The 25,498-nt window shown below is 66.8% G+C and carries 29 protein-coding genes; 13 read left to right on the forward strand and 16 right to left on the reverse strand.

Going from position 1 to position 25,498, the window contains the following annotated elements; all coding sequences use genetic code 11:
* Window positions 1-88 precede the first annotated feature (88 nt).
* From ACA097_RS05315 to phnE, 4 genes are read left to right on the forward strand one after another with little or no spacing between them, the layout of a single operon-like run.
* Complete coding sequence (locus tag ACA097_RS05315; RefSeq protein WP_043250396.1) at window positions 89-946, forward strand: putative selenate ABC transporter substrate-binding protein; 858 nt, start codon at window positions 89-91, stop codon at window positions 944-946.
* Window positions 943-1,746 (forward strand): phosphonate ABC transporter ATP-binding protein, encoded by an 804-nt coding sequence (locus ACA097_RS05320; protein ID WP_160286157.1) that lies wholly within the window; start codon window positions 943-945, stop codon window positions 1,744-1,746. Before ACA097_RS05315 ends, ACA097_RS05320 begins: the two co-directional genes overlap by 4 nt.
* Window positions 1,740-2,567 (forward strand): PhnE/PtxC family ABC transporter permease, encoded by an 828-nt coding sequence (locus tag ACA097_RS05325; RefSeq protein WP_371368954.1) that lies wholly within the window; start codon window positions 1,740-1,742, stop codon window positions 2,565-2,567. The genes ACA097_RS05320 and ACA097_RS05325 overlap by 7 nt, the downstream gene beginning before the upstream one ends.
* Window positions 2,564-3,346 carry a phosphonate ABC transporter, permease protein PhnE gene (phnE, locus tag ACA097_RS05330; RefSeq protein ID WP_052355205.1) on the forward strand — a complete coding sequence of 261 codons (783 nt, stop codon included), beginning with the start codon at window positions 2,564-2,566 and terminating at the stop codon, window positions 3,344-3,346. The genes ACA097_RS05325 and phnE overlap by 4 nt, the downstream gene beginning before the upstream one ends.
* Window positions 3,347-3,398: 52 nt before the next feature.
* On the opposite strand, the gene ACA097_RS05335 is transcribed toward phnE, so the two are convergent.
* Window positions 3,399-3,764, reverse strand: coding sequence for a DUF5064 family protein (locus ACA097_RS05335; protein ID WP_043250389.1), 366 nt, complete (start codon window positions 3,762-3,764; stop codon window positions 3,399-3,401).
* A 66-nt stretch (window positions 3,765-3,830) separates the two neighbouring features.
* Window positions 3,831-4,148: a DUF2288 domain-containing protein gene (locus ACA097_RS05340; RefSeq protein ID WP_043250386.1), complete on the reverse strand. Its 318-nt coding sequence runs from the start codon at window positions 4,146-4,148 to the stop codon at window positions 3,831-3,833.
* A gap of 305 nt (window positions 4,149-4,453) precedes the next feature.
* Here ACA097_RS05340 and ACA097_RS05345 point away from each other — a divergent pair, with 305 nt between their 5' ends.
* The 5 genes from ACA097_RS05345 to ACA097_RS05365 all read left to right on the forward strand — a co-directional run bounded on the left by ACA097_RS05345 (window position 4,454) and on the right by ACA097_RS05365 (window position 9,328).
* On the forward strand, window positions 4,454-5,575 hold the full coding sequence (locus ACA097_RS05345) for a branched-chain amino acid ABC transporter substrate-binding protein (protein ID WP_043250384.1): 1,122 nt from the start codon (window positions 4,454-4,456) through the stop codon (window positions 5,573-5,575).
* A gap of 119 nt (window positions 5,576-5,694) precedes the next feature.
* A complete protein-coding gene (gene livH / locus ACA097_RS05350) occupies window positions 5,695-6,612 on the forward strand; it encodes a high-affinity branched-chain amino acid ABC transporter permease LivH (protein ID WP_043250381.1) in 918 nt (305 codons plus the stop codon).
* The gene (locus ACA097_RS05355) at window positions 6,609-7,859 is read left to right on the forward strand and encodes a high-affinity branched-chain amino acid ABC transporter permease LivM (protein WP_160286154.1); all 1,251 of its coding nucleotides are present in this window, start codon (window positions 6,609-6,611) and stop codon (window positions 7,857-7,859) included. The genes livH and ACA097_RS05355 overlap by 4 nt, the downstream gene beginning before the upstream one ends.
* On the forward strand, window positions 7,856-8,623 hold the full coding sequence (gene livG / locus ACA097_RS05360) for a high-affinity branched-chain amino acid ABC transporter ATP-binding protein LivG (RefSeq protein ID WP_371368958.1): 768 nt from the start codon (window positions 7,856-7,858) through the stop codon (window positions 8,621-8,623). The genes ACA097_RS05355 and livG overlap by 4 nt, the downstream gene beginning before the upstream one ends.
* A gap of 3 nt (window positions 8,624-8,626) precedes the next feature.
* The gene (locus tag ACA097_RS05365; protein WP_043250375.1) at window positions 8,627-9,328 is read left to right on the forward strand and encodes an ATP-binding cassette domain-containing protein; all 702 of its coding nucleotides are present in this window, start codon (window positions 8,627-8,629) and stop codon (window positions 9,326-9,328) included.
* Between the two features lie 190 nt (window positions 9,329-9,518).
* On the opposite strand, the gene ACA097_RS05370 is transcribed toward ACA097_RS05365, so the two are convergent.
* Together ACA097_RS05370 and ACA097_RS05375 are read right to left on the reverse strand one after the other, a co-directional pair.
* A complete protein-coding gene (locus tag ACA097_RS05370; RefSeq protein ID WP_371368960.1) occupies window positions 9,519-10,202 on the reverse strand; it encodes a GntR family transcriptional regulator in 684 nt (227 codons plus the stop codon).
* Between the two features lie 58 nt (window positions 10,203-10,260).
* Entirely contained in the window at window positions 10,261-10,995 is a 735-nt protein-coding gene (locus tag ACA097_RS05375) for an SDR family NAD(P)-dependent oxidoreductase (protein WP_371368962.1), read from the reverse strand.
* 180 nt (window positions 10,996-11,175) lie between these two features.
* Here ACA097_RS05375 and ACA097_RS05380 point away from each other — a divergent pair, with 180 nt between their 5' ends.
* Both ACA097_RS05380 and ACA097_RS05385 read left to right on the forward strand, forming a co-directional pair.
* A complete protein-coding gene (locus ACA097_RS05380) occupies window positions 11,176-12,240 on the forward strand; it encodes a phosphotransferase (protein ID WP_371368964.1) in 1,065 nt (354 codons plus the stop codon).
* Window positions 12,237-13,559, forward strand: a complete 1,323-nt coding sequence (locus ACA097_RS05385) for an aspartate aminotransferase family protein (RefSeq protein WP_043250367.1) — start codon at window positions 12,237-12,239, stop codon at window positions 13,557-13,559. Before ACA097_RS05380 ends, ACA097_RS05385 begins: the two co-directional genes overlap by 4 nt.
* Window positions 13,560-13,572: 13 nt before the next feature.
* Here the strand turns inward: ACA097_RS05385 and ACA097_RS05390 are convergent, their stop codons facing one another.
* The 3 genes from ACA097_RS05390 to ACA097_RS05400 all read right to left on the reverse strand — a co-directional run bounded on the left by ACA097_RS05390 (window position 13,573) and on the right by ACA097_RS05400 (window position 15,570).
* A complete protein-coding gene (locus ACA097_RS05390; protein ID WP_371368966.1) occupies window positions 13,573-14,037 on the reverse strand; it encodes a sn-glycerol-3-phosphate transporter in 465 nt (154 codons plus the stop codon).
* Window positions 14,038-14,057: 20 nt separating this feature from the next.
* Window positions 14,058-14,525, reverse strand: coding sequence for a glycine zipper 2TM domain-containing protein (locus ACA097_RS05395; RefSeq protein WP_043250360.1), 468 nt, complete (start codon window positions 14,523-14,525; stop codon window positions 14,058-14,060).
* A 130-nt stretch (window positions 14,526-14,655) separates the two neighbouring features.
* Window positions 14,656-15,570 (reverse strand): LysR family transcriptional regulator, encoded by a 915-nt coding sequence (locus ACA097_RS05400; protein WP_043250358.1) that lies wholly within the window; start codon window positions 15,568-15,570, stop codon window positions 14,656-14,658.
* Window positions 15,571-15,675: 105 nt separating this feature from the next.
* Between ACA097_RS05400 and ACA097_RS05405 the strand changes: the two genes are divergently transcribed.
* Complete coding sequence (locus ACA097_RS05405; protein WP_043250356.1) at window positions 15,676-16,275, forward strand: short chain dehydrogenase; 600 nt, start codon at window positions 15,676-15,678, stop codon at window positions 16,273-16,275.
* 110 nt (window positions 16,276-16,385) lie between these two features.
* On the opposite strand, the gene ACA097_RS05410 is transcribed toward ACA097_RS05405, so the two are convergent.
* Entirely contained in the window at window positions 16,386-16,784 is a 399-nt protein-coding gene (locus ACA097_RS05410) for a DUF488 domain-containing protein (protein WP_043250353.1), read from the reverse strand.
* Between the two features lie 95 nt (window positions 16,785-16,879).
* Here ACA097_RS05410 and ACA097_RS05415 point away from each other — a divergent pair, with 95 nt between their 5' ends.
* The gene (locus ACA097_RS05415; protein WP_043250351.1) at window positions 16,880-17,548 is read left to right on the forward strand and encodes a COG3650 family protein; all 669 of its coding nucleotides are present in this window, start codon (window positions 16,880-16,882) and stop codon (window positions 17,546-17,548) included.
* 37 nt (window positions 17,549-17,585) lie between these two features.
* On the opposite strand, the gene ACA097_RS05420 is transcribed toward ACA097_RS05415, so the two are convergent.
* The 8 genes from ACA097_RS05420 to ACA097_RS05455 all read right to left on the reverse strand — a co-directional run bounded on the left by ACA097_RS05420 (window position 17,586) and on the right by ACA097_RS05455 (window position 25,492).
* A complete protein-coding gene (locus ACA097_RS05420; protein WP_371368969.1) occupies window positions 17,586-18,689 on the reverse strand; it encodes a PLP-dependent cysteine synthase family protein in 1,104 nt (367 codons plus the stop codon).
* An 18-nt stretch (window positions 18,690-18,707) separates the two neighbouring features.
* The gene (locus ACA097_RS05425) at window positions 18,708-19,613 is read right to left on the reverse strand and encodes a DMT family transporter (protein WP_160286144.1); all 906 of its coding nucleotides are present in this window, start codon (window positions 19,611-19,613) and stop codon (window positions 18,708-18,710) included.
* Window positions 19,614-19,785: 172 nt separating this feature from the next.
* On the reverse strand, window positions 19,786-20,115 hold the full coding sequence (locus tag ACA097_RS05430) for a Na+/H+ antiporter subunit G (RefSeq protein ID WP_160286143.1): 330 nt from the start codon (window positions 20,113-20,115) through the stop codon (window positions 19,786-19,788).
* On the reverse strand, window positions 20,112-20,381 hold the full coding sequence (locus tag ACA097_RS05435; protein ID WP_371368972.1) for a K+/H+ antiporter subunit F: 270 nt from the start codon (window positions 20,379-20,381) through the stop codon (window positions 20,112-20,114). Before ACA097_RS05435 ends, ACA097_RS05430 begins: the two co-directional genes overlap by 4 nt.
* A complete protein-coding gene (locus tag ACA097_RS05440; RefSeq protein WP_371368974.1) occupies window positions 20,366-20,866 on the reverse strand; it encodes a Na+/H+ antiporter subunit E in 501 nt (166 codons plus the stop codon). The genes ACA097_RS05435 and ACA097_RS05440 overlap by 16 nt, the downstream gene beginning before the upstream one ends.
* Window positions 20,863-22,365, reverse strand: coding sequence for a monovalent cation/H+ antiporter subunit D (locus ACA097_RS05445; protein ID WP_371368976.1), 1,503 nt, complete (start codon window positions 22,363-22,365; stop codon window positions 20,863-20,865). Before ACA097_RS05445 ends, ACA097_RS05440 begins: the two co-directional genes overlap by 4 nt.
* Window positions 22,362-22,694 carry a Na+/H+ antiporter subunit C gene (locus ACA097_RS05450; protein ID WP_043250339.1) on the reverse strand — a complete coding sequence of 111 codons (333 nt, stop codon included), beginning with the start codon at window positions 22,692-22,694 and terminating at the stop codon, window positions 22,362-22,364. The genes ACA097_RS05445 and ACA097_RS05450 overlap by 4 nt, the downstream gene beginning before the upstream one ends.
* On the reverse strand, window positions 22,694-25,492 hold the full coding sequence (locus ACA097_RS05455) for a monovalent cation/H+ antiporter subunit A (protein WP_371368978.1): 2,799 nt from the start codon (window positions 25,490-25,492) through the stop codon (window positions 22,694-22,696). Before ACA097_RS05455 ends, ACA097_RS05450 begins: the two co-directional genes overlap by 1 nt.
* Window positions 25,493-25,498: the final 6 nt, after the last annotated feature.

Genomic DNA, 25,498 nt, shown 5'->3' on the forward strand with positions numbered 1-25,498 from the left:
CCGCTGCGACCATCCGCCCAATGCGCAGCAGCAGACCGCCACTATACTTCCCGGGCTTTCTGCCGCTATTGAACCGGAGACTGCTTCCATGCTGAAACGCACCCTGGCGCTCGCCGCCTGCTTCGCGCTGTCCCTTTCCGCCAGCTTCACCCAGGCCGAAACCCTCAAGGAATTGAAGGTCTCGGCGATCCCCGACGAAGCCCCCACCGAACTGCTGCGCAAGTTCAAGCCGCTGGGCGAGTACCTGCAGGCACAACTGGGCATCCCGGTGAAGTTCGTCCCGGTATCCGACTATGCCGGCGTGGTCGAGGCGCTCGCCGCCGACCGCCTGGACATGGCCTGGCTGGGCGGTTTCACCTTCGTCCAGGCGCGCCTGAAGACCGGCAACGCCATCCCGCTGGTACAGCGCGAGCAGGATCAGCAGTTCACCAGCAAATTCATCACCGCCGACCCGAACGTGAAATCGCTGCAGGACCTCAAGGGCAAGACCTTCGCCTTCGGCTCCGTGTCTTCCACTTCCGGCAGCCTGATGCCGCGCTACTTCATGCAGAAGGACGGCATCGTCCCCGAGCAGTTCTTCTCCCGCGTGGCCTACTCCGGCGCCCACGACGCTACCGTCGCCTGGGTCCAGGCCGGCAAGGTCGACGCCGGGGTGCTGAACGCCTCGGTGTGGAACAAGCTGGTCGACGCCGGCAAGGTCGACACCAATAAAGTGAAGGTCTTCGCCACCACCCCCAGCTACTACGACTACAACTGGACCGTGCGCGGCAACCTCGATCCGGCCCTGGCCGAGAAGATCAAGAAGGCCTTCCTCGCCCTCGACCCGAGCAAGCCGAGCGACAAGGCGATCCTCGACCTGCAGGCCGCCAGTCGCTTCGTCGAGACCAAGCCGGAGAACTACAAGGGCATCGAGGAAGCGGCGCGTTCCGCCGGCCTGTTGAAGTGACCCTGAAGCTGACCGGCGTGGAGCACGTCCACGCCAACGGCCAGCGCTCGCTCGCCGGCATCGACCTGCGCGTCGATGCCGGCGAAAGGGTGGCTGTCATCGGCCCCTCCGGAGCCGGCAAGACGACCCTGCTGCGCATCCTCGCCACCGCCCTGAAACCGAGCAGCGGCACCCTCGAAGTGCTCGACAGCCAGCCCTGGCAACTTGGTAGCGGAGCGCGCCAGCGCCTGCGTTCGCGCATCGGGCTGATCCACCAGGCACCGCCGCTGCCGCCGCGTCAACGGGTGGTCAACGCCGTGCTGGCCGGCCGCCTGGGCCAGTGGCCGCTGTGGAAGAGCCTGGCCAGCCTGCTCTATCCACAGGACATCGAGGGAGCGCGCGCCGCACTGCAACGCCTGGACCTGGCGGACAAGCTGTTCGAACGCTGCGACCAGCTCTCCGGCGGCCAGCTGCAGCGGGTCGGCATCGCGCGCGCGCTCTACCAGCAGCCGGAACTTCTGCTTGCCGACGAACCGGTCTCGGCGATGGACCCGGTGCTCGCCGGGCACACGCTCGGCCTGCTCACCCGCGAAGCCGACGCCCGTGGCCTCACGCTGCTGGCCAGCCTCCACGCGGTGGAACTGGCGCTGGCGCACTTCCCGCGCATCGTCGGCATCCGTGACGGGCGCATCGCTTTCGACAAAGCGGCCAGCGCGGTCAGCCAGGACGACCTGCAGCAGCTCTACGCCAACGAGCAGCTGAACGACCAGCACTCGCCACCGGTCGAGCCGCTGCACGTGGTGCAGATTCCGCGATGCTGAACAGCAGCCAGCGCGACCCGGCGGCCCTGCCCCGCCTGCTCCTAACCCTGCTCGCCCTGGCGCTGCTCTGGCCAGGCGTGCGCCTGAGCGAGCTGAACCTCGGCGCGCTGTTCAGCGGCGACAGCGCCCACACCATGGCCGGCTTCCTCGCCGGCTTCTGGCCACCGGCGCACGACAGCGAATTCCTCGCCATCCTCGGCCGCGCCACCCTGGAAACCCTGGCCATCGCCACCGCCGGCATGGCCTTGGCCTGGCTGATCGCCTTCCCCGCGTCGCTGCTCGCCACCCGCGCGCTGTCGCTCTCGGCACTGCCACGTGGCGGCCTGCCGGCCTGGTGGGCGCGCGCGCTGCGCTGGCCGGTGCGCGGGCTACTCATCGTGCTGCGCAGCATTCCGGAAATCGTCTGGGCGTTGCTTTTCGTCCGCGCCGTCGGCCTGGGCGCCACCGCCGGGGTCATGGCCATCGCCATCACCTACGGCGGCATGCTCGGCAAGGTCTACGCGGAGATCTTCGAGTCGGTGGACCCGCGCCCGACCCGCGCCCTGCTCCTGGGCGGCGGTTCACGCCTGGGCGCCTTCGCCTACGGCGTGCTGCCGCAGGCCGCCGCCGAGATGATTTCCTACACCGTCTACCGCTGGGAATGCGCGATTCGCGCCTCGGTGGTGATGGGCTTCGTCGGCGCCGGCGGGCTCGGCCAGCAGGTCGACCTTTCGCTGCGCATGTTCGCCGGTGGCGAAGTGGCCAGCCTGCTGCTGACGTTCCTGGTGCTGGTACTGGGCGCCGACCGCCTCAGCCGCTTCCTGCGCCGGAGGCTCGAATGAATCGCGCGCGACGCGGGCTATTGCATGCCCTTGGCTGGACGCTGGCGATCCTGGTCGCGGTGGCCGCTTCCTTCATCTACCTGCAGATCGACAGCGGCAGCCTGCTCAGCAGCGAAGGCCTGGGGCAGATGCTCGGCTATGCCCGCGAGTTCTTCCCGCCGGACCTGACCTCCGTACAGCTGAGCGCAGTGGCCAAAGGAGCACTGGAAACCCTGGCCATGTCGGCCCTGGGCACCCTGCTGGCGGCGCTGCTCGGAATGCTCTTCGCGCTGCCCGCGGCCGGCCGCTTCGGCGCTGCGGCCCAGACGCTGGCGCGCTTCCTGCTCAACGCCTTGCGCGCGGTGCCGGAGTTGGTCTGGGGCGCACTGATGGTGCTGGCTGCCGGCCTCGGACCGAACGCCGGCACCCTGGCGCTGGCCCTGCACACCGGCGGCGTGCTCGGCCGATTGTTCGCCGAAGCGCTGGAAAACACCCCGGCCGAACCCGCGGAGGCACTACGCCTGGCGGGCAGCGGACGGGTCGCAGCCTTCGCCTACGGCACCCTGCCCGGAGTGTGGCCGCAATTGGTGGCCTACATCCTCTATCGCTGGGAGAACAACATCCGCATGGCCAGCGTGCTCGGCTTCGTCGGCGCCGGCGGGCTGGGGCAGATGCTCTATTTCAGCCTCAGCCTGTTCCAGCAGGCCCAGGCCGCGACCGTGATCCTCGCCATGCTGGTGCTGGTCCTCGGGGTCGACGCCCTGAGCGCCTGGGCGCGGCAACGCTGGGTCAGCGCCTGAGCCCAATGAAAAAGCCCGGCACGAGCCGGGCTTTTTGCGAGGGAATGCGCGATCAGTCGCTGCCGCGAAGCACCTGATCCAGGTCGACCGGGTCGCCCGGGTGGGTGCCCAGCTTGGCGCGGATGTCCTCGAACATCGCGTCGTATTCCTTGTGGATGCGCACCACCGGCCCGAAACGCGGATGCAGGCCATGCTTCTGGGCGATGCGGGTGGCATCGCTGGCGAAGTTGAAGGCCTGGTCCTTGGGCATGTCGAACTCTTCCTTGAACGGGTTGCCGTCGATGCTGCCGTCCATGGTGAAGTGGACGAAGGCCCCCTTCTCGACGTCGTGGCGAACTTCGTAGTGCAGATGGATATCCACCGCCTGTTGGTCGAGGCCAGGCAGGGCGTGGAGATGCAGGTGACCAGGCTCAAACATGACGTACCTCCTTGCTGTGATCCGCCAAGTCTAGCTCGCCTTTACTCCTCCACGCGGCGTCCGGGCTCAATTCGAAGAAGTTCTTGCCCCGCGCTCCTGGATCAGCACCCAGGGCGCCACTACCACCGCCCATAATTGCGGGTCGCGGGCGAGGAAATCCTCGGCGCGCGCCTCGTCGACCTTGGCCAGGTCGCCACTGCCGAGCCAGGCCGCGACCTTCGTGCGGTCGTCCTCGGCCAGGGCCTGCGCGGCCTCTACCAGATCGAGTGCGGCACTCACCTGCAGCAGGGCGCCGCGGGCGAAATAGGGTTGCAGCTCCTGCCAGGAAATCTGCGCGGTTTCGCCGAGCAACTTGGCATAGAGGGTGCTAGTTTGATCTGTCATGGGTCTCACCGGGAAATGAAGCGGCGTCATGATACCGCCCGACCGGCGCCAGGCAAGTTTCCCGGGAGTCACTCGGGGTGGAAGAGGACCAAAGGAGGGGTTCGGCGACAGCGCCGTTTTTCTATACGTTTGTTTCATTCATGCGACATGAGCCGAAGGGCCCCGCCGCCCCCCGCTTTTCAAGCGGCGAAGCGGCACTCTACACTGTACCGGTACAGTTGCCGTCGGACTTCTCCCGGGTGCAAAGCCCGGGTGACCACGGCCACGGACCACAAAAACGAAAACACAAGAACGAGTGGAGCATTATGAAAAAGGGTACTCAGCGTCTTTCCAAACTGTTGACCGCCATGGCCCTCGCCGGCGTCGCCAGCTACTCCATGGCTGCCGACACCATCAAGATCGCCCTGGCCGGCCCTGTGACCGGCGCGGTCGCCCAGTACGGGGAGATGGAATTCGTCGGCGCCAAGATGGCCATCGAGCAGATCAACAAGGCAGGCGGCGTAGACGGCAAGCAACTCGAAGGCGTGGTCTATGACGACGCGTGCGATCCCAAGCAGGCCGTGGCAGTCGCCAACAAGATCGTCAACGACGGCATCAAGTTCGTCGTTGGCCACCTGTGCTCCAGCTCCACTCAGCCGGCTTCGGACATCTACGAGGACGAAGGCGTCCTGATGATTTCCCCGGCCTCCACCAGCCCGGACATCACCAACCGCGGCTACAAGCTGGTGTTCCGCACCATCGGCCTGGACAACATGCAGGGCCCGACCGCTGGCAAGTTCATCGCCGAGCACGTCAAGCCGAAAGTCGTTGCCGTCATCCACGACAAGCAGCAGTACGGCGAAGGCATCGCTACCGCGGTCAAGAAGACCCTGGAAGCCTCTGGCGTGAAAGTCGCCCTGTTCGAAGGCATCAACGCCGGCGACAAGGACTTCTCCTCGCTGATCGCCAAGCTGAAGCAGAACAACGTCGATTTCGTCTACTACGGCGGCTACCACCCGGAACTGGGCCTGCTGCTGCGTCAGACCTCCGAGAAAGGCCTGAAGGTCGGCTTCATGGGTCCGGAAGGCGTAGGCAACAAGGAAATCTCGGCCATCGCCGGCCCGGCTTCCGAAGGCATGTACGTGACCCTGCCGAAGTCCTTCGACCAGGATCCGAAGAACCAGGCTCTGGTTGCTGCCTTCAAGGCCAAGAACCAGGACCCGAGCGGCCCGTTCGTGTTCCCGGCCTATGCCGCCGTGCAGGTCATCGCCGACAGCATCAAGAAAGCCGGCAGCGCCGACACCGACAAAGTCGCCGCCGCTCTGCGTAGCAACAGCTTCGACACCCCGACCGGCACCCTGGCCTTCGACCAGAAGGGCGACCTGAAGGACTTCAACTTCGTGGTCTACCAATGGCACAAGGACGGCACCAAGACCGAAGTCAAATAAGGTCCGCTGCCTATCGCCCAAAGCCCACTGCATCTGCAGTGGGCTTTGTTTATTCCGAGTATTCCGGGGGTCCGTCGCGCCACAAGCGCCGCTTCACGCGACGCCCGAGGAGTTAGGTAATGCCTGATCTCTATCACTACCTGCAACAGCTGGTTAACGGTCTCACCGTTGGCAGCACCTATGCCCTGATCGCCATCGGCTACACCATGGTCTACGGCATCATCGGCATGATCAACTTCGCCCATGGCGAGGTTTACATGATTGGCTCGTACGTAGCCTTCATCGTGATCACCGGACTGGCCATGATGGGCATCGTCAGCCTGCCGATCGTGATCGTCTGCACCTTCGCTGCCAGCATCATCGTCACCAGTGCCTACGGCTACAGCATCGAACGGATCGCCTACCGCCCGCTGCGCGGCAGCAACCGGCTGATCCCGCTGATCTCGGCCATCGGCATGTCGATCTTCCTGCAGAACGAAGTCCTGCTCGCGCAAGACTCCAAGGACAAGGCCATTCCCAACCTGCTTCCGGGCAACTTCGTCTTCGGCGGCGACTACGGCGTGACCGTCTCCTACATGCAGGTGCTGATCTTCATCGTCACCCTGCTGACCATGTACGGCCTCAGCATGTTCATCTCCCGTTCTCGCCTGGGTCGCGCCTGCCGCGCCTGCGCCGAGGACATCAAGATGGCCAACCTGCTGGGCATCAACACCAACAACATCATCGCCCTGACCTTCGTCATCGGCGCCACCCTGGCCGCCGTGGCCTCGGTGCTGCTGGGCATGCAGTACGGCGTGATCAACCCGCAGATCGGCTTCCTGGCCGGTATCAAGGCCTTCACCGCGGCCGTACTCGGCGGCATCGGCAGCATCCCCGGCGCCATGCTCGGCGGCCTGGTGCTCGGCGTGACCGAAGCCTTCGGCGCCGATGTCTTCGGTGACCAGTACAAGGACGTGGTGGCCTTCAGCCTGCTGGTCCTGGTCCTGCTGTTCCGTCCGACCGGTATCCTCGGCCGTCCGGAGGTGGAGAAGGTATGAACAAGCGACTCAAGACCGCCTTCTTCAGCGCCCTGCTGGTGCTGGCAGTGGCCTACCCCGTCCTCGGCATCAAGCTCAGCGTGATCGGCATCGGTCTGCAGCTGGAGGGCGTCAGCCCGGTCACCCTGTGGACCATCGCCGCGTGCGCCGTGGGCATGTTCGTCTGGCAACTGGTGCGCCACCGCTTCAGCTTCGGCGGCCTCAACGTGCTGCCGGGCGAGAACAGCCCGCTGTTCCGCGCGCTGACCAAGCCGTCCGTACAGCGCAAGGTGATCATCGGCATGATCGCCGTCGCCCTGGTCTGGCCCTTCTGGGGCTCGCGCGGCGCCGTCGACATCGCCACCCTGGTGCTGATCTACGTGCTGCTGGGCCTGGGCCTGAACATCGTGGTGGGCCTGGCCGGCCTGCTCGACCTCGGCTACGTCGGCTTCTACGCCGTGGGCGCCTACAGCTACGCGCTGCTGTCGCACTACTACGGCCTGGGCTTCTGGACCTGCCTGCCGATCGCCGGCGGCATGGCCGCGCTGTTCGGCTTCCTGCTCGGCTTCCCGGTGCTGCGCCTGCGCGGTGACTACCTGGCGATCGTGACCCTGGGCTTCGGCGAGATCATCCGCATCCTGCTGCGCAACCTCACCGGCCTGACCGGCGGCCCCAACGGCATCAGCAACATCGACAAGCCGACCCTGTTCGGCCTGAGCTTCGAGCGTCGCGCGCCCGAAGGCATGCAGACCTTCCACGAGTTCTTCGGCATCGCCTACAACTCGAACTACAAGGTCGTGGTGCTCTACCTGGTCGCCGTGCTGCTGGTACTGCTGGTGCTGTTCGTCATCAACCGCCTGCTGCGCATGCCGCTGGGCCGCGCCTGGGAAGCCCTGCGCGAAGACGAGATCGCCTGCCGTGCGCTGGGTCTGAACCCGACCATCATCAAGCTCTCCGCCTTCACCCTCGGCGCCTGCTTCGCGGGCCTGGCCGGCAGCTTCTTCGCCGCGCGCCAGGGGCTGATCACGCCTGAGTCCTTCACCTTCATCGAGTCGGCAACCATCCTCGCCATCGTGGTGCTGGGCGGCATGGGCTCGCAGCTGGGGATCATCCTCGCCGCCGTGGTGATGATCCTGCTGCCCGAGCTGATGCGCAGCTTCAGCGAATACCGCATGTTGATGTTCGGCGCCGTCATGGTGCTGATGATGATCTGGCGTCCGCAGGGCCTGCTGCCCATGCAGCGTCCGCATCTGGAGTTGCGCAAATGAGCCGACCGATTCTCGAAGTAAGTGGCTTGACCATGCGCTTCGGCGGCCTGCTGGCCGTCAACGGGGTGAGCCTCAACGTTGAAGAAAAACAGGTGGTCTCGATGATCGGCCCGAACGGCGCCGGCAAGACCACCGTGTTCAACTGCCTGACCGGCTTCTACCAGCCCACCGGCGGCGAGATCCTCCTGCGCGGCGAGGCGGTGCACGGCCTGCCCGGGCACAAGATCGCCCACCGCGGCGTGGTGCGGACCTTCCAGAACGTCCGTCTGTTCAAGGACATGACCGCGGTGGAGAACCTGCTGATCGCTCAGCACCGCCACCTCAACACCAACTTCTTCGCCGGCCTGCTGCGTACCCCGAGCTTCCGCCGTAGCGAGGCCGAGGCGCTGGACTACGCGGCGCACTGGCTGGAAGTGGTCAACCTGAAGGAAGTCGCCAACCGCCCGGCAGGCACCCTGGCCTACGGTCAGCAACGCCGCCTGGAAATCGCCCGCTGCATGATGACCCGCCCGCAACTGCTCATGCTCGACGAGCCGGCGGCCGGCCTGAACCCGCGCGAGACCGAGGACCTCAAGGCGCTGATCGCCATGCTGCGTGCCGAGCACAACGTCACCGTGCTGCTGATCGAGCACGACATGAAGCTGGTGATGAGCATTTCCGACCACATCTACGTGATCAACCAGGGCACTCCCCTGGCCGACGGTACCCCGGAGCAGATCCGCGACAACCCGGACGTGATCAAAGCCTATCTGGGGGAGGCCTGAGCCATGCTGAAGTTCGACAAGGTCTCCACCTTCTACGGCAAGATCCAGGCGCTGCACGAAGTCAGCATGGAAGTGCAGCAGGGCGAGATCGTCACCCTGATCGGCGCCAACGGCGCCGGCAAGTCGACCCTGCTGATGACCCTCTGCGGCTCGCCGCGCGCGGCCTCCGGCAGCATCAAGTACCTCGGTGAGGAACTGGTCGGCCAGGAGTCCTCGCACATCATGCGCAAGAGCATCGCGGTGGTGCCGGAAGGCCGTCGCGTGTTCGCCCGCCTGACCGTCGAGGAAAACCTCGCCATGGGTGGCTTCTTCACCAGCAAGGGCGAGTACGACGAGCAGATGGAGCGCGTCCTCGGGCTGTTCCCGCGCCTGAAGGAGCGCTTCAACCAGCGCGGCGGCACCATGTCCGGCGGCGAACAGCAGATGCTCGCCATCGGCCGTGCGCTGATGAGCAAGCCAAAGCTGCTGCTGCTCGACGAGCCGTCCCTGGGCCTGGCGCCGATCATCATCCAGCAGATCTTCGACATCATCGAACAGCTGCGCAGCGAAGGCGTGACCGTCTTCCTCGTCGAGCAGAACGCCAACCAGGCGCTGAAACTCGCCGACCGCGGCTACGTGCTGGAGAACGGTCGCATCGTGATGCAGGACACCGGCGCCAACCTGCTGGTCAACCCCAAGGTACGTGACGCTTACCTCGGCGGTTGAGCCTTTTCGCAGGCAAGAAAAACGGCCCTTCGGGGCCGTTTTTTATGGGCTTCGCATGACCGGCTTCGGCGGGTGCCTCCTGGCTCGCTGTAGGAGCGGCCCATGGCCGCGATTCGCGCGCATGGCGCGCTCCTACAGGGAAATATCGCTACGACAATTCGCGGATGAGTCCGCGCCTACGAAGAGACCGTCAGTCGGCGGCCAGCGTCTCCTCCACCTGGGCGATGAACTCCAGCATCTTCTGGCTGCCATCGGTGAGGTCCGCGCAGATGGCAGCGCGCGCCGCGGCGCCGTCGCCCTTTTGCAGGGCGTGCAGCACTTCCCAGTGGTGCTCCACCGCCATGCGCTCATTGAAGCTTCCATAGGCGCGGGCGATCAGCGGGCCGGTGCGCATCCACAGGCTGTCGAGGAAGCTGCGCAGCAGCGGCATCCCGGCGATGTCGGCGAGAGCGAAATGAAAGGCCTGGTTGAGCTTCAGCGCCGCGATCTGGTCGTCGGCGTGGATGGCCGCGAGGTTGTCGCGGATGTTCGCCTCCAGCATCGCCAGTTGCTCGGAGTCGACAAGGGCCGCCGCGGTTTCCGCCGCCAGCCCCTCGAGGGCGATGCGGATGCTGCGGATCTCCAGGTACTGCGCCTGGCTGAGCACCGGCACGCGAATGTCGCGCGGGGTCTTGAGCACCAGCGCCTGCTCCTTGGCCAGCTGCAGGATGGCATCGCGCACCGGCGTCACGCTGGTGCCCAGCTGCTGCGCCAGGTCGCGGATGCGCAGGCGGTCGTCGGGCTGGAAGCGCCCGGTGATCAGAGCTTCGCGGAGCAGCGCATAGACGCTACTGCCCAGCAGGGAGTGGGTGATGCCTTCGATGGGATAGTTCATGGGCGGCTCGTCCGGGTTCGCGGCGGGATGATGGGCATTTGCGCGGTGATTTGCCAGCTCAGACGTGCTGACCGCCGTTGACGTGGATTTCCGCGCCATTCACGTAGGACGCGCCCTGGGTGCAGAGGAAATGGATCAGCGAGGCCACCTCCTCCGGTTTGCCCAGGCGGTGCATGGGAATGTCGCGCTCGACGATCAGCTCGGTGCCCGAGGACAGGATCGAGGTGTCGATCTCCCCCGGCGCGATGGCGTTGACGCGCACGCCGTGGCGGCCGAAGTCGTAAGCCATCTCGCGGGTCAGCGCCGCCAGCGCGGCCTTGGACGAGGCATAGGCGACCCCGGCGAACGGGTGCACCCGCGATCCGGCGATGGAGGTCACGTTGATGACCGTGCCCTGCGCCACCTTCAGTTCCTCGAACAGCCCGCGCGCCAGCAGCGCAGTGGAGAACAGGTTGACGTTGAAGACCTTCAGCCAGTTTCCGTAGTCGCTCTCCAGCACACCCATGCGCTGCCCTTCCGGGCCCTTGGGCGAGATGCCGGCGTTGTTCACCAGGGCATCCAGGCGGCCGCCGAGCTTCTCGCGGATCGCTGGCAGGGCACGCTCGACGCTTTCGATGTCTTCCAGGTCGAGGTGGATGTGGTTGAGCAGGCCCTCGGCCCAGGGGCAGTCGTCCACCCAGCTTTGCCGCGAGGCGGTGAAGATGCGCCAGCCGGCGGCGTTGAAGTGCTTCACGGTGGCGTGGCCGATGCCGCGGCTGGCGCCGGTCAGCAGCAGGGTCTTGGCTTGGCTCATGGGTGCGATCCGTCCATTCGGGCCTGTGGATGCCAGGCATGATGGACCCGTTCGAGCGAAAATAAAACATGATGCATCATGTTTTTAATGTGCTTTAATGGCCGCCAGCCAAGAACGACAAGAACCGGAGCCCGCGCGCATGCCGCAGTCCCCTACCCCCTCCCGCCCGGAGCCAAGCCCATGCCGTTGAACGCGCCCGCCCACGATGCGCTGTTGGAAGCGGCCCAGGCGCAGGTCAGCCTCGAACAGGCCGCCGCCATCGCCGCCGAACGCTTCGCCGAGCGCGGCGAGCTGCTACGCCTGGCCGGCGAGCGCGACCTGAACTTCCAGATCACCCGCACCGACGGCTCGGCTTGCCTGCTCAAGCTTTCCCACCCGCTGGAAGATGTACAGGTGGTGGACTTCCAGACCGGCGCCCTGCTCCGCGTGCAGCAAGCCGACCCGACGCTGCCAGTGCAACGCGTCTACCCCGACCAAGAAGGCAACTATCAGGGTTGGGTGGAAGTGGACGGCCAGCGCATGCTGGCGCGGCTGTTGTCCTTCGTCGAAGGCCTGCCGCTGCATCGCATCAAGCAACGCAGCCCGGCGCTGCGGCGCAATCTCGGTGACGCCCTGGCGCGCCTGGACCTGGCGCTGCACGGCTACAGCCATCCCGCTTCCGGCCACGAGTTGCTCTGGGACATGCAGCAAGCCGCGCGCCTGCGCCCGCTGCTGCAGCACATCGAGAACGCTGACGAACGCGCACTGGTCGAGCGCAGCCTCGACGCCTTCGAGACCCACGCTCTGCCTCTGCAGAAAGAGCTGCGCGCCCAGGTCATCCACAACGACCTCAACCCGCACAACGTGATCGTCGATGCGGAGCACCCCGAGGTGCTGCGCAACATCCTCGACTTCGGCGACATGGTCTACGCACCGCTGATCAATGAGCTGGGCGTGGCCGCTGCCTACCAACTGGGCACCGAGGGCGACGTGCTTGCCCCAGCCCTGGAGTTCATCGCCGCCTACCACTCACGCAACCCGCTGCAGGAGGTCGAGCAGGCGATCCTCGCCGACCTCATGGCCACCCGCCTGGTAATGACCCTGAGCATCACTGCCTGGCGCGCCAGCCTGCACCCGGAGAACCGCGACTACATCCTGCGCAACGCCCACCAGGCCCGCGCCAGCCTGCAGGGACTGGCCGCACTATCCCGTTCCGAGGCGCGCGAGCGTATCGCCCGCGCCTGCCAAGAGGAGTCCCACGCATGACCATGATCAACGGCTACAGCTCGGCCGACGGCGAGCGCCTGAGCGAGAAGGAACGCAGCCTGATCGAACGCCGCGAGCGCCTGCTCGGCCCGGCCTACCGGCTGTTCTACGAACGCCCGCTGCACACCGTTCGCGGCGACGGCGTATGGCTCTACGACGAACAGGGCAGGCGCTACCTGGACGCCTACAACAACGTCGCCTCCATCGGCCATTGCCACCCACGCGTGGTGCAGGCCATTGCCGAACAGGCGGCCGTGTTGAACACCCACACCCGCTACCTGCAGGAAGGCATCCTCGACTACGCCGAAGACCTGCTGTCGACCTTCCCCGCCGAACTCGGCCAGGTCATGTTCACCTGCACCGGCAGCGAGGCCAACGACCTGGCCCTGCGCATCGCCCGTCACCATACCGGCGGCACCGGCGTGATCATCACGCGCTTCGCCTACCACGGCGTCACCGGCGACATCTCCGCCCTCTCGCCGTCCCTTGGCAGCGGCATCACCCTGCCCGCCCACGCGCGCACCGTGCGTGCACCCGACGCTTACCGGCTGGGTGCGGAAAACGTCGGCCGGCTATTTGCCGAAGACATACGCGCGGCCATCGCCGACCTGCGCGCCAAAGGCATCAAGCCGGCGGCCCTGCTGCTGGATGGCATCTTCGCCAGCGACGGCGTCTTCGCCGAGCCGGCCGGCTTCCTCGCCGAGGCGGTGGCCTTGGCCCGCGCCGAAGGCCTGCTCTACATAGCGGACGAGGTGCAATGCGGTTTCGCCCGTACCGGCGCGCACATGTGGGGCTTCCAGCGCCACGGCGTGCTGCCGGACCTGGTCACCCTCGGCAAGCCGATGGGCAACGGCCAGCCCATCGCCGGCGTAGTGGCGCGCCCGGAAGTGCTCGCGAGCTTCGGCCGCAGCGTGCGCTACTTCAACACCTTCGGCGGCAACCCGGTGTCCTGTGCCGCCGGCCAGGCGGTGCTGAACGTGATTCGCGAGGAGAAGCTGCAACAGCGTTCGGCGGAAATCGGCGACTACCTGCTGCAGGGCTTCCGTCGCCTGGCGGAGCGTCACCCGCTGATCGGCGACGTACGCGGCGCCGGGCTGTTCCTGGGTGTGGAGCTGGTGAGCGACCGCGAAAGCAAGGCACCGGCCGCCGCGCAGACGCGCCAGGTGGTCAATGCCATGCGCGAGCGTGGCGTGCTGATCAGCGCCGCCGGCCCACTGGAGAACATCCTGAAGATCCGTCCGCTGCTGGCCTTCGAACGAGAGCACGCCGACCTGCTGATCGACACACTGGACGCCGCCCTCACCGAAGTCGTCGGCTGAACGAGTTGCGCCCTTACAGGCGCACCCCCACGTTGATCATCCCGGCGGAGTTGCCCAGCACCACGAACTCGGCGCCGAAGCGGCCGAACTGTGCGCCTACCGAGGGAATCACCGCCGGCGCCACGCCGCAGTGGTTGAGCGGGATTTTGTCGCGGTACTTGCCATGGTAGCCCTGCAGGGCACCGGCGGTGACCTTGAAGTACAGCGGCGAGTCGGCCATCTCGTAGCGCTTGCCCGCGTAGACATAGTTCGAGCGCTGGCTGAACGAGTTGCGGAAGGTCGCGCCCCCCACCAGCCAGCCGTCAGCGCGGTTGCGCTCCAGACCAATGAGGTCCTGGTGGTTGTTGTGGTCGGGATCGTGGTGCCAGTGGCGGGTTATGACGCTGGTCTGCAGGTACCAGTAGTCGCCGTCCCCCTCGCCGGACCAGGCGAGGGGCATACCAAGCATCAGGACGACGAAAAGGACGAGGGGTTTCATGATGCCTCCGAATCAGCGGGTTACAGGGTCACGCGGCTGGCACCGTTGACGCTCATGATGCGTACACGGTCGCCGATGTTGAACCGCTGCGACGGGTCCACCGCCTGGACATAGGCGCGGGAGATGCCGCTGTCTTCGCGAACCACGATTTCCACGCCCTGGGTACGAGTGACGCCTTCCTCGATGGCCGAACCGGCAGCCCCGCCGGCCACGCCGCCGAGGATGGTGGCGATGCTCGCCCCGCGCCCGCCGCCGATACCGCTACCGGCGATGCCACCGACGGCGGCGCCGGCCAGGGTGCCGATCGGCGTCTTGGTGCCCTCGATCTGTACCGGGCGCAGCGACTCGATGGTGCCCATGCGCACGGTCTGCACGGCGCGGGCGTCGGCGCGGGAGTAGCTGCTACCGGAGAGGTTCGAGGCGCAGCCGGTAAGAACCAGCGCACTGGCAGTAAAGGCAGCGATCAGAAGGGTTTGAGTGGCTTTCATGTTCAGGTCCTCGCGGACGTTTGAAGACGATGGACAAAGCCTATTCCTCGCCCACTGAACGTCCCCTGAACCCTCTCTGAACCTCCGCTGAACGAAGCTGAATGAACCTGAACGGAGCTGAATGACGGGCTCAGCCCTGCAATTCCAGCAGGCGCTGGCGGCTGCGCTCGAACCAGCGCAGCAGGTAGTCCATCAGCAACTGGGTGCGGCGCGGCAGGCCGCCCTGGTACGGGTGCACGAGATACACCGGCGATGTCCGCGTCTGGTAGTCGCACAGCAGCCAGCGCAGGCGGCCGGCGGCGAGTTCGTCGTGAATCATGTAGGACGGCAGGCGGACGATGCCGACGCCGGCCAGCGCGGCCTTCTTCAGCAGGGTGTAGTGATTGCTCGCCAGCACGCCGGAAACCGGCACGCGGAAGAGTTCGTGTCGGCGCTGGTAGAGCCACTGCTCGTGGTCGGCATAGTGGGTATTGAGCAGGCAGTTGTGCTGCGCCAGCTCCGCCGGCGTCGTCGGCTCGCCGTGCTCGGCCAGGTACTGTGGCGCGGCGCAGGTCAGCTCCTGCAGGGCGAACAGCGGCCGTGCGACTAAACGCTCGTCACCGGCCATGCCGGAGCGGATCGCCAGGTCGAAACCGTCGGCCACCAGGTCGCGGCGGTCGTTGGCCAGGTCCAGCTCCAGGCGGATGTCCGGGTGTGCGCGGGAGAACTCCACCAGCCAGGCATCGAAGAAGGTTTCCCCCAGCGACACCGGCACCGTGAGGCGTACGGTGCCGTGCTCCTGCTCCTGCATCCGCGCCACAGCCTGGCGGGCACGCGCGGCCTGCGCATTGAGCGCCTGCGCCTCGGGCAGCAGCGCGCTGCCGGCGGCGGTCAGCGACAGGCGCCGCGTGGTGCGGTGCAGCAGGGTCACGCCCAGGGCCTGTTCGAGCGCGCTGATGCGCTTGGACAACTGCCCCTTGCTACAGCCCAGGCGCTCGGCGGCGCGGGTGAAGCTGCCGCTTTCCAGCAGCACGGCGAAGGCCGACAGATCTTCCAGTTCGCCCATTATTGTTTCCCCATGAAAACCAAAGGTTGCCGATTGCCCGGATTATCAAAACAAAATACGCCCCTAGACTGGCTCCGTCACTTTCCCCCAACAGCAGGAGCCAACATGAAGATCATCCTCATCGGAGCCAGCGGTACCCTCGGCCAGGCCGTGGCCAACGAGCTGGGTCAGCGTCACGAGATCATCCGCGTCGGCCGCAGCAGCGGCGACTTCAACGTGGACATCACCGACAGCGCCTCGATCCAGGCGCTGTTCGACAAGGTCGGCTCGTTCGACGCGCTGGTCAGCGCCGCCGGCAAGGTGCACTTCGGCGCGCTGTCCGAGATGGGCGAAGCCGAATTCGCCGTCGGCCTGAAGGACAAGCTGATGGGCCAGGTCAACCTGGTGCTGATCGGCAGCCGCTACGCCAACGACGGCGCCTCCTTCACCCTGACCACCGGCATCCTCAGCGAAGACCCGATCCGCTTCGGCAGCTCGGCGACCATGGTCAACGCCGCGGTGGAAGGCTTCGTCCGCAGTGCAGCCCTGGAACTGCCGCGCGGCCAGCGGATCAACGCGGTCAGCCCGAACGTGCTGGTGGAGTCGATGGAGGGCTATGCGCCCTTCTTCCGCGGCTTCAAGCCGGTGCTGGCGGCCGACGCGGCGCTGGGCTTCGCGCGCAGCGTGGAAGGCGCACAGACCGGGCAGGTGTACAAGATCTGGTAACGCGTCAATGAGGCTCCCCTGTAGGAGCGGCCCTTGTCCGCGATTCGCGCGCATGGCGCGCTCCTACAAGGGGCGTCAGCGCAATGGATTTTCGCGGATGAGATCCGCTCCTACGCGTCGCGATCCGCATAGCAGGTCGGCGAACTCCCCGGCTGCACCCTTTCCAGTTCGTCCTCGAGGAACTCCGCCAGCACCCGCGCGTTGTTGTGCTCGGTGTCGCGGGCGCCGTAGAGCAGGGTCAGATTGCCCTTGCCGGCAATCTCCAGCAGCTTCCACCAGTGCTCCGGGTGCGCCGTGAGTTCGGCGTGATAGGCGCTACGAAACGCCTCGAAACGCGTGGGATCGTGGTGGAAGCGCCGGCGTAGTTCGTTGGACGGCGCGGCTTCCTTCAGCCATTCGTGCAAGGCCAGATCCTCCTTGCGGATGCCGCGTGGCCACAGCCTATCCACCAGTACCCGGTAGCCATCATCCGCCCCGACCGGGTCGTAGGCGCGCTTGTAGAGAATCATCCTGCCCCTCCTTTGTGCCGATGCGGCACCGCATCCCTTGAGATAGCACGGCACGCTCGGTAACGTGGGCGCATTTTTCCGGGAGCCCCCACAGCATGCGTCCAGCCCGTTTCGCCCTCTATAGCCTCCTGCCCCTGTTCGCCGCCTGCCAGGTGTGGAAACCCGCGCCCGTCGACACCCACGCGCAAACCCGGGTGCAGGGCGAGCTGACCCGCCAGGGCAACGACCTGATGTTCCGTCCGTGCCAGGAGCAACGCCACTTCCTGCTGGTGGACGGTCCCAACGGCAGCGTAGCCCGCGAGTCCCGCGACCTGTTCGCCGATGGCGCCGCCAAGCTCTTTGTCGACGTTCGCGGCGGCTACTCCGGCGGGCAGTCGAGCAACACCGACGGCAAGCTGGAGGTCGACACCCTGTACCGCATCCAGGGCGAAGGCCGCGGCTGCGAAGACCCCAACTTCAAGCACACCATCGTCCAGGCCATCGGCAACGAGCCGGCCTGGAACGTGATGATCAACGCCCAGGGCCTGCTGCTGCAGCGCCCCGGCAAGCCGGCGCTGGTGGTGCCCTACGTGGTCGAAAGCGTGCCCGGTGGCAGCAGCAGCTACTCCAGCGAGGCCAATGGCGAGAAGCTGGAACTGTGGGTCGCCCCGAGCCGCTGTGTGAACAGCATGACTGGCGCGGTGACCCAGATGTCCGCCGAGCTGCGCCTGGACAACCAGGTCATGCGCGGCTGCGCCTATCCGGGCGGCGCCTACGCCGAGTGATCCCGACGAGGGCGGCCCGCAACGGGCCGCTCCCGCTTCAGGCGCGCAATCCCAGGCTGCGGATCTCCTCCGGCAGCGGCACGCCCTCTTCCGCGCAACGGCGCACGGCCTCGATCAGCGGGTCCAGCTCGAAGCCCTTCTGCTTCAGCCAGAGCGGATCGTAGTAGCTGGTGGCATAGCGTTCGCCGCCATCGCAGAGAATCGCCACGATCGACCCCGACTCGCCGTGCGCCACCATGTCCTGGGCGGCCAGTAGCGCGCCTATCAGGTTGGTGCCGCTGGAACCGCCGACATGCCGGCCCAGGCGCTGCGCCAGGTAGTGCATGGCAGCGAGCGACCAGGCGTCGGGCACCTTGGCCATGGCATCGATGACCGAAGGCAGGAAGGACGCCTCCACGCGCGGACGGCCGATGCCTTCGATGCGCGAGCCGCAGTCCAGGGTCAGGCTGCGGTCACCGGTGCGATAGGCGTCGAAGAACACCGAGCGCTCGGCGTCGGCACAAAGCACGTGAGTCTCGTGACGCCGATAGCGGGCAAAGCGCCCGAGGGTGGCCAGAGTACCGCCGGTGCCGGGGCTGGAAACCAGCCAGCGCGGCTCGGGAAAGCGCTCATGGCGCATCTGCTGGAAGATCGACTCGGCGATGTTGTTGTTCGCCCGCCAGTCGGTGGCCCGCTCGGCATAGGTGAACTGATCCATGAAGTGACCACCGCTTTCCCGCGCCAGGCGCTCGGACTCGGCATAGATCTGCGTGGGGTCGGCCACCAGGTGGCTCTGTCCGCCATAGAAAGCGATCTGCGCGATCTTCTCCTTGGAAGTGCTGGCCGGGACCACCGCGATGAAGGGCAGCCCGAGCAAGCGGGCGAAGTAGGCCTCGGAGATTGCCGTCGACCCGCTGGAAGCCTCGATCACCGGCGCCCCCGGCTTCAGCCAGCCGTTGCACAGCGCGTAGAGGAACAGCGAGCGCGCCAGGCGGTGCTTGAGGCTGCCGGTGGGGTGGCTGGATTCGTCCTTGAAGTACAGGTCGATGCCCCGCATGCCGGGCAGGCCCAGGGGGATCAGGTGGGTATCGGCGCTGCGCTGGAAATCCGCCTCGATGATGCGGATGGCTTCGCAGGTCCAGCTGCGGAAATCGACGGACATGGTCGGCACCTCGATGGATTAGTCCAGGACCCCGGCCGGCGGCGGGGCAGCGGTGCTGCGCCACTGGCTGAGCGCCACCCCGGCAAAGACCAGCGCGGCGGCCAGCGCCTGCTGGCCGTTGAGCCGTTCGTCCAGCAGCAGCCAGGCGAAGACCAGGGTGAACACCGGGATCAGGTTGATGAAGCCGGTGGCCTGGCTCGCCGGCAGGCGGCTGACACCGAAGTTGTACAGGCCGTAGGCGCCCACGGTGACCACGCTGCCCAGGTAGATCAGGGCCAGCAGCCCCTGGTCGCTGGGCATTGGCGGCGAGCCGGAGCTCAACGCGGCCACCGGCAGGAAGAATATCGAGCCGATGAAGGCCTGCATCGCGGTGAGGATGAACGCCGAGTAGCGCGCCGACAGGTGCTTCAACAGCAGGGTGTAGCCGGTGGCGCAGACCATCGCCAGCAGCTCGAAGAAGTTGCCCAGCAGCGGCGCCGGCGCATGGCTGTCAGGCTCGCTGGCCAGGGTCAGCCAGAGTGCGCCGAGCACCGCCAGGGCGAAGCCGGCCCAGGTGTTGCGGGAGATCCTTTCATGCAGCAGCAGGAAGGCGCCCACCGCGACCATCAGCGGCAGCAACGCCGTGATCATCCCGGCCTGGGCGGCGCTGGTGTAGTGCAGGGCGAAGGACTCGAAAACGAAGTACAGGCAGGGCTCGCACACCGCGAGGCCGACCAGGTACTTCCAGTCGCCCTTGCGGTACTCGATGCGCCCGCGCCAGCGCCAGGCGGCAAGGAAGATCAGGCTGCCGATGGCCATACGGGCGAAGATGACCCACATGGCCGGCATTTCGGCGAAGGCGAGTTTGAGGGCAATGAAGGAACTGCCCCAGAGCGCCATGGCCAACACCAGGCACGCGAGGGCGAACGGCCGGGACTGCTGCACGGAACGCTCCGAAGGACGAATCAGACAAGTATAGGAGTTCGCCCAATCGCCCCGACAGGCACAGCGGCGCGGCAAAACTGTAATGGCTGTGCTTTTCGCGGGAGCGAGCTTGCTCGCGAATGAGTCGGCACGCGGCCTGTTCGCGAGCAAGCTCGCTCCTACAAGAGCCCTTTCATTCCCAGGGCTCGCCCTGGGTACCCGGAGCGCGCGCATCGCGGCGCTGCATGGCCGCCTTGGCCAGCAGGTGCGCACTGACTGGCGCGGTGATGAACAGGAACAGGGTGATCAGCACTTCGTGCAAGCTGATGCCCTGCCCGTTCGTGCTGAAGTACAGCAGGGAGCCCAGCACTACCCCGCCCACGCCCAGGGTCGAGGCCTTGGTCGGCGCGTGCAGGCGCGTGTAGAAGTCCGGCAGGCGGTACAGGCCGACGGCGCCCAGCAGCGCGAACAGGCTGCCGCCCAGCAATAGAACCGAGACCAGGGTGTCGATCAGCAGCTTCATTCGATGATGTCTCCGCGCAGCAGGAACTTGCACAGCGCCACTGTGCTGACGAAGCCCATTACCGCGATCAGCAGCGCGGCCTCGAAATACAGGCCGCTGCCCTTCCAGATGCCGAACAGCACGATCAGGGCGATGGCCTCGATCGACAGCGTGTCCAGGGCGAGGATGCGGTCGGCCACGCTCGGCCCGCGCACCAGCCGGGCCACCGTCAGCAGCAGCGCCGCCGCCAGCATCGCCAGGCACAGCGGAATCAGGTAGGCGAGCATTCGAACACCTCCTTGAGCGGCGCCTCGTAGCGTGCCTTGATGTCTGCCACCAGCGCCTGCGGATCGGGCACGTCGAGGCCATGCACCAGCAGGCTGCGGCGATCGCTACTGAGGTCGGCGGACACCGTGCCCGGGGTCAGGGTGATGACGCTGGCGAGGATCGCGATCGGCAAGTCCTCGCGCAGCTCCAGCGGCACCTCGACGAAGGCCGGCCGAAGCTTGCGGGTCGGGCCGATGACTAGGCGCGCGACCTGCAGGTTGGCCACGACTATGTCGTGCAGCACCAGGCCGATGAAGCGCAGCAGCAGGCCCGGACGGTGGATGCGCAGCGGCGTCAGCAGCATGTCCCGGCACAGCAGCGGGATCGCCACGGCGAGGAAGGCCGCGAACAGCCAGTGGCCGAAGGAGAAATCGTTCACCAGCAGCACCCAGCCGAGCAGCAGGCACAGGCTGAGCACTGGATGCGGCAGCAGGCGGCGGATCATGCGCCACCTCCGGCCAGGATCGCCTGGCGATAGAGGTCGACATCCAGCAATTGCGCAGCCGTGGCCTGTGCATAACCCAGCAGCGGCTTGGCGAAGATCACCAGCGCCGGCGCACAGGCGAGCAGGCCGACGGCCGCGAGCAGACGGATCGGATCACGCTCGGCGCTGCCTAGCACGCTGCGTCCGCAACGCCAGAACAGCGTGCTTCCGGCGCGCGCCAGGGCAATGATGCAGACCAGCCCGCTGACCAGCACCACGCTCCACAGCGCCACCGCGCCCCAGCCCGACGGCAGGGCCTGCAGCAATAGGAGCTTGCCGATGAAGCCAGACAGCGGCGGCAGGCCGGCGACGGCGATTGCCCCGGCAAAGAACAGCGCGCCAAGCAGTTGCGGCTGCAGCAGCGCCGGCCCCTGCACCAGCTCCCCGGCCTTGTCGCCGCGCTGCCGGGCGATCAGGTCGGCGAGCAGGAACAGCCCCCCGGCCACCCAGGTGCTATGCAGTAGGTAGTAGAGAGCCGCGCCGAGCGCCGCCTGGGTGCCGATCGCCAGCGCCGCCAGCAGCGTCCCGGCGGAGAGCACGACCAGGTAGGCCAGCAATCCCTGCAGAGTCGTCGCCGCCAATGCGCCGAAGGCACCGGCCAGCACACCGAGCAGGGCCAGCGGCCAAAGCCAGGCCTGCGCCAGGTCGGCCAGCTCGCCGGCGTGGCTACCGAAGATCAGGGTGTAGACGCGCAGGATCGAGTAGATGCCGACCTTCGTCATGATCGAGAACAGCGCCGCCACTGGCGCGGTTGCTTCGGAGTAGGCACGCGGCAACCAGAAGTACAACGGCAGCAGCGCCGCCTTGAGGCCAAACACCACCAGCAGGAGCAACGCCGCGGCGCGCACCAGCGGAGCATCGGCGGCACCGATCTGCGCCACGCGACCAGCCATGTCGGCCATGTTCAGCGTACCGGTAATGCCATAGAGCACGCCGACCGCGATCAGGAAGAATGCCGAGCCGACCAGGTTGAGCACCACGTAGTGCAGGCCGGCGCGCACCCGCCCTGCCCCGCCGCCGTGCAGCAGCAGCGCATAGGAGGCAATCAGCAGGATCTCGAAGAACACGAACAGGTTGAACAGGTCGCCGGTGAGGAAGGCTCCGTTCAGGCCCAGCAACTGGAACTGGAAGAGCGCGTGGAACTGCTTGCCGCGCAGGTCATCGCCACGCAGCGCGTAAAGCATGGCGAAACTCGCCAGCAGCGCGTTGGCCAGCAGCATCAATGCGCTCAGGCGGTCCAGCACCAGGATGATGCCGAAGGGCGGCTGCCAGTTGCCGAGGGCGTAGTACTGCACCTCGCCGGAGGCCGCCTGCTGCAGCAGACAGGCGCTCAGCGGCAGCAACGCCAGGGTCGCGAGCAGGGACAGCGCACGGCTGGCGCGCAGGCCGAGGCCGGCGAGCAGCAGCAGGCAGCCGCTGAACAGCGGCAGCAGCACGGGCGCGATCAGCAGGTGGCTCATCGCTCCTCCTCCTCTGCCTTGCCGTCGACATGGTCGCCGCCAGTCTCCGCCAACCCGCGCAAGGCCAGGACGATGACGTACGCGGTCATGGCAAAGCCGATGACGATGGCCGTCAGCACCAGCGCCTGGGGAATCGGATCGCCCGGCTGGCTCACCTGCCCAAGCACCGCCGGCTCACCGGCCAGGCGGCCCATGGCGAAGAGGAACAGGTTGACCGCGTAGGACAGCAGAGTCAGGCCCAGCACCACCGGGAAGGTGCGCGCGCGCAGCAGCAGATACACACCGCTGGCGGTGAGCAGGCCGAGGGCGATGGCGAACAGCGCCTCCATCAGAAGTCCTCCTGTGCCCGCTCGACGGGCTCCGGCGGTGGGTTCAGCTCACCGATGCCGGCGAGGATCAGCAGGGTCGCGCCGACCACGGTGAGGTAGACGCCGAGATCGAAGAGCATGGCGGTGGCCAGTTCGAACTCGCCCACCAGCGGTAAGTGGAAGTGGCCGAAGGACGAGGTCAGGAACGGATAGCCGAAGGCCCAGCTTCCCAGGCCGGTGAGGCCGGCGATGAACACCCCGAGGCCGGCCGTGCGCGAATAGTTCAGCGGCAGGCGGGTGCGCATCCAGCGGCTGCCGCAGGCGATGTACTGCAGGATCAGGGCGACGGCGGTGACCAGGCCGGCGATGAAGCCGCCGCCCGGCAGGTTGTGCCCGCGCAGGAAGATGAACACCGCGACCAGCAGGGCCAGCGGCAGCAACAGGCGCGCCAGGGTCGCGAGAATCGGCGGATGGCGATCGGCCGACCAGGCGCGGTCGTGGTCATCGTGCGTGCGCGCCGGCAGGCGCAGGCCCTGCAGCATGGCGAAGACACCGAGCGCGGCGATGGCCAGCACGCTGATCTCGCCGAGGGTGTCGAAGCCACGGAAGTCCACGAGGATGACGTTCACCACGTTGTGCCCGCCGCCGCCGCTGACGCTGCGCTGCAGGTAGTAGCCGGCAATGCTGTCGTACGGGCGGGTCAGCACGGCATAGGCCAGCAGCATCACCACCATGCCGCTGGCGGCGGCCAGGACGAAGTCGCGCAGCTTGCGCAGGCTGCTGCTCTCCACCGGCGTGCGCGCCGGCAGGTAGTACAGCGCCAGCATCAGCAGGACCATGGTCACCACTTCCACCGACAGCTGGGTCAGCGCCAGGTCTGGCGCGGCGAAACGCGCGAAGGCCAGCGCCACCAGCAGGCCGGCGATGCTCAGGAGGATCAGCGCCACCAGCCGGCGACGATGGAAGGCCGCAGTCAACGGGCCGCACAGAGCTAGCAGCGCCAGGCCCAGCGCGGTCACGCCATCCAGCTCGGAAAGCGGCCGCGCCCCCGGCAGGCTCGACAGCCCGGCCAGGCCGACGCACACCACGACTACCGCCGAGAGCAGGAGCAGCAGCAGGTAACGTTGCAGCGAGCCGTTCTCCATGGCGCGGGTCACGGCGCCGGCGAAGACGGCGAAGCGCACAACCTGGGCGTCGAAGACTTCCTTGGCGTCCACTTCCGGCAGGCCTGCGTACCAGGCGAACAGCGGCTTGCGCAGGGCGTACAGAAGCACCCCGCCGAGCGTGGCGATCACGCTCATCAGCAGCGGCGCGTTGAAACCATGCCAGATCGCCAGGCTGTATCCGGGCAGCGGCCCATTCAGGCTTGCCGAGGCCGCACCGGCCAGCAGCGGCGCCACCGTCAGCGACGGCGCCATGCCCACGAGCAGGCACAGGCCGACCAGCACCTCCACCGGCACCTTCATGTAGCGCGGCGGCTCATGGGGCTGCTTGGGCAGGTTGCGCGGCTCGCCGCCGAAGAACACTTCGTAGATGAAACGCACGGAATAGCTCACCGAGAACAGCGCGCCGAGCGTGGCCAGGGTCGGCAGCAGCCAGCTGAAGCTGCCGGCGAGGTTATGTTCCAGCGTCTGCCCGAAGAACATTTCCTTGCTGAGGAAGCCGTTGAGCAGCGGCACGCCGGCCATCGACGCCGAGGCCACCATCGCCAGCACGGCGGTGTGCGGCATGTAGCGCCACAGGCCGCTGATGCGGCGCAGGTCGCGGCTGCCGGTCTCGTGGTCGATGATGCCGGCGGCCATGAACAGCGAGGCCTTGAAGGTGGCGTGGTTGATGATGTGGAAGATCGCCGCGACGTTGGCCATGGGCGAGTCCAGGCCGAACAGCAGGGTGATCAGGCCCAGGTGGCTGATAGTCGAGTATGCCAGCAGGCCCTTGAGGTCGTTCTGGAACAAGGCCAGGAAGGCCCCCATCAGCAGGGTCGCCAGGCCCGTCAGGCCGACCATGTAGAACCACAGGTCATTGCCCGACAAAGCCGGGTAAAGGCGCGCCAGCAGGAAGACCCCGGCCTTGACCATGGTCGCCGAGTGCAGATACGCGGAGACCGGCGTCGGCGCTGCCATCGCGTGCGGCAGCCAGAAATGGAAAGGGAACTGCGCCGACTTGGTGAACACGCCCAGCAGCACCAGCACGAGGATCAGCGGGAACAGCGCATTGGCCTGCAACAGGTCGCGCGCGGCGAGCACGTCGGTCAGCTCGTAGCTGCCCACCACATGGCCGATCAGCAGCACCCCGGCGAGCAGTGCCAGCCCCCCGCCGCCGGTCACCGCCAGCGACATGCGCGCGCCCTTGCGTGCGTCGGAGCGATGGTTCCAGAAGCCGATCAGCAGGAACGACGACAGGCTGGTGAGCTCCCAGAACACCAGCATCAGCAGCAGGTTCTCGCTCAGCACCACGCCGAGCATCGCGCCCATGAACAGAAGCAGATAGCCGTAGAAGCGCCCGGTGGGCTCCTGCTCGGACAGGTAGTAGCGCGCGTAGAGGATCACCAGCAGGCCGATCCCGAGGATCAGCAGGGCGAACAGGAAGCCCAGGCCATCCAGGCGCAGGCTGAGGTTCAGCCCCAGGCTCGGCAGCCACTCGTAGCGGTCGATCAGCCGTTCGCCGGCGAGCACGCCACGCATCGAAAACAGCAGGATCAGGCCAACCAGCGGCGCGAACCCCGCCGCCAAGGCGCAGGCGTTGCGCCCGAAACGCTCGGCCAGCGCCGGCAGGAAGCATCCCAGGAAGGGCAGCGCGATCAGCAGCGCCAGCGTCATGAACGA

The sequence above is a fragment of the Pseudomonas sp. QL9 genome, from assembly GCF_041409665.1.
GTDB lineage: Bacteria > Pseudomonadota > Gammaproteobacteria > Pseudomonadales > Pseudomonadaceae > Pseudomonas > Pseudomonas knackmussii.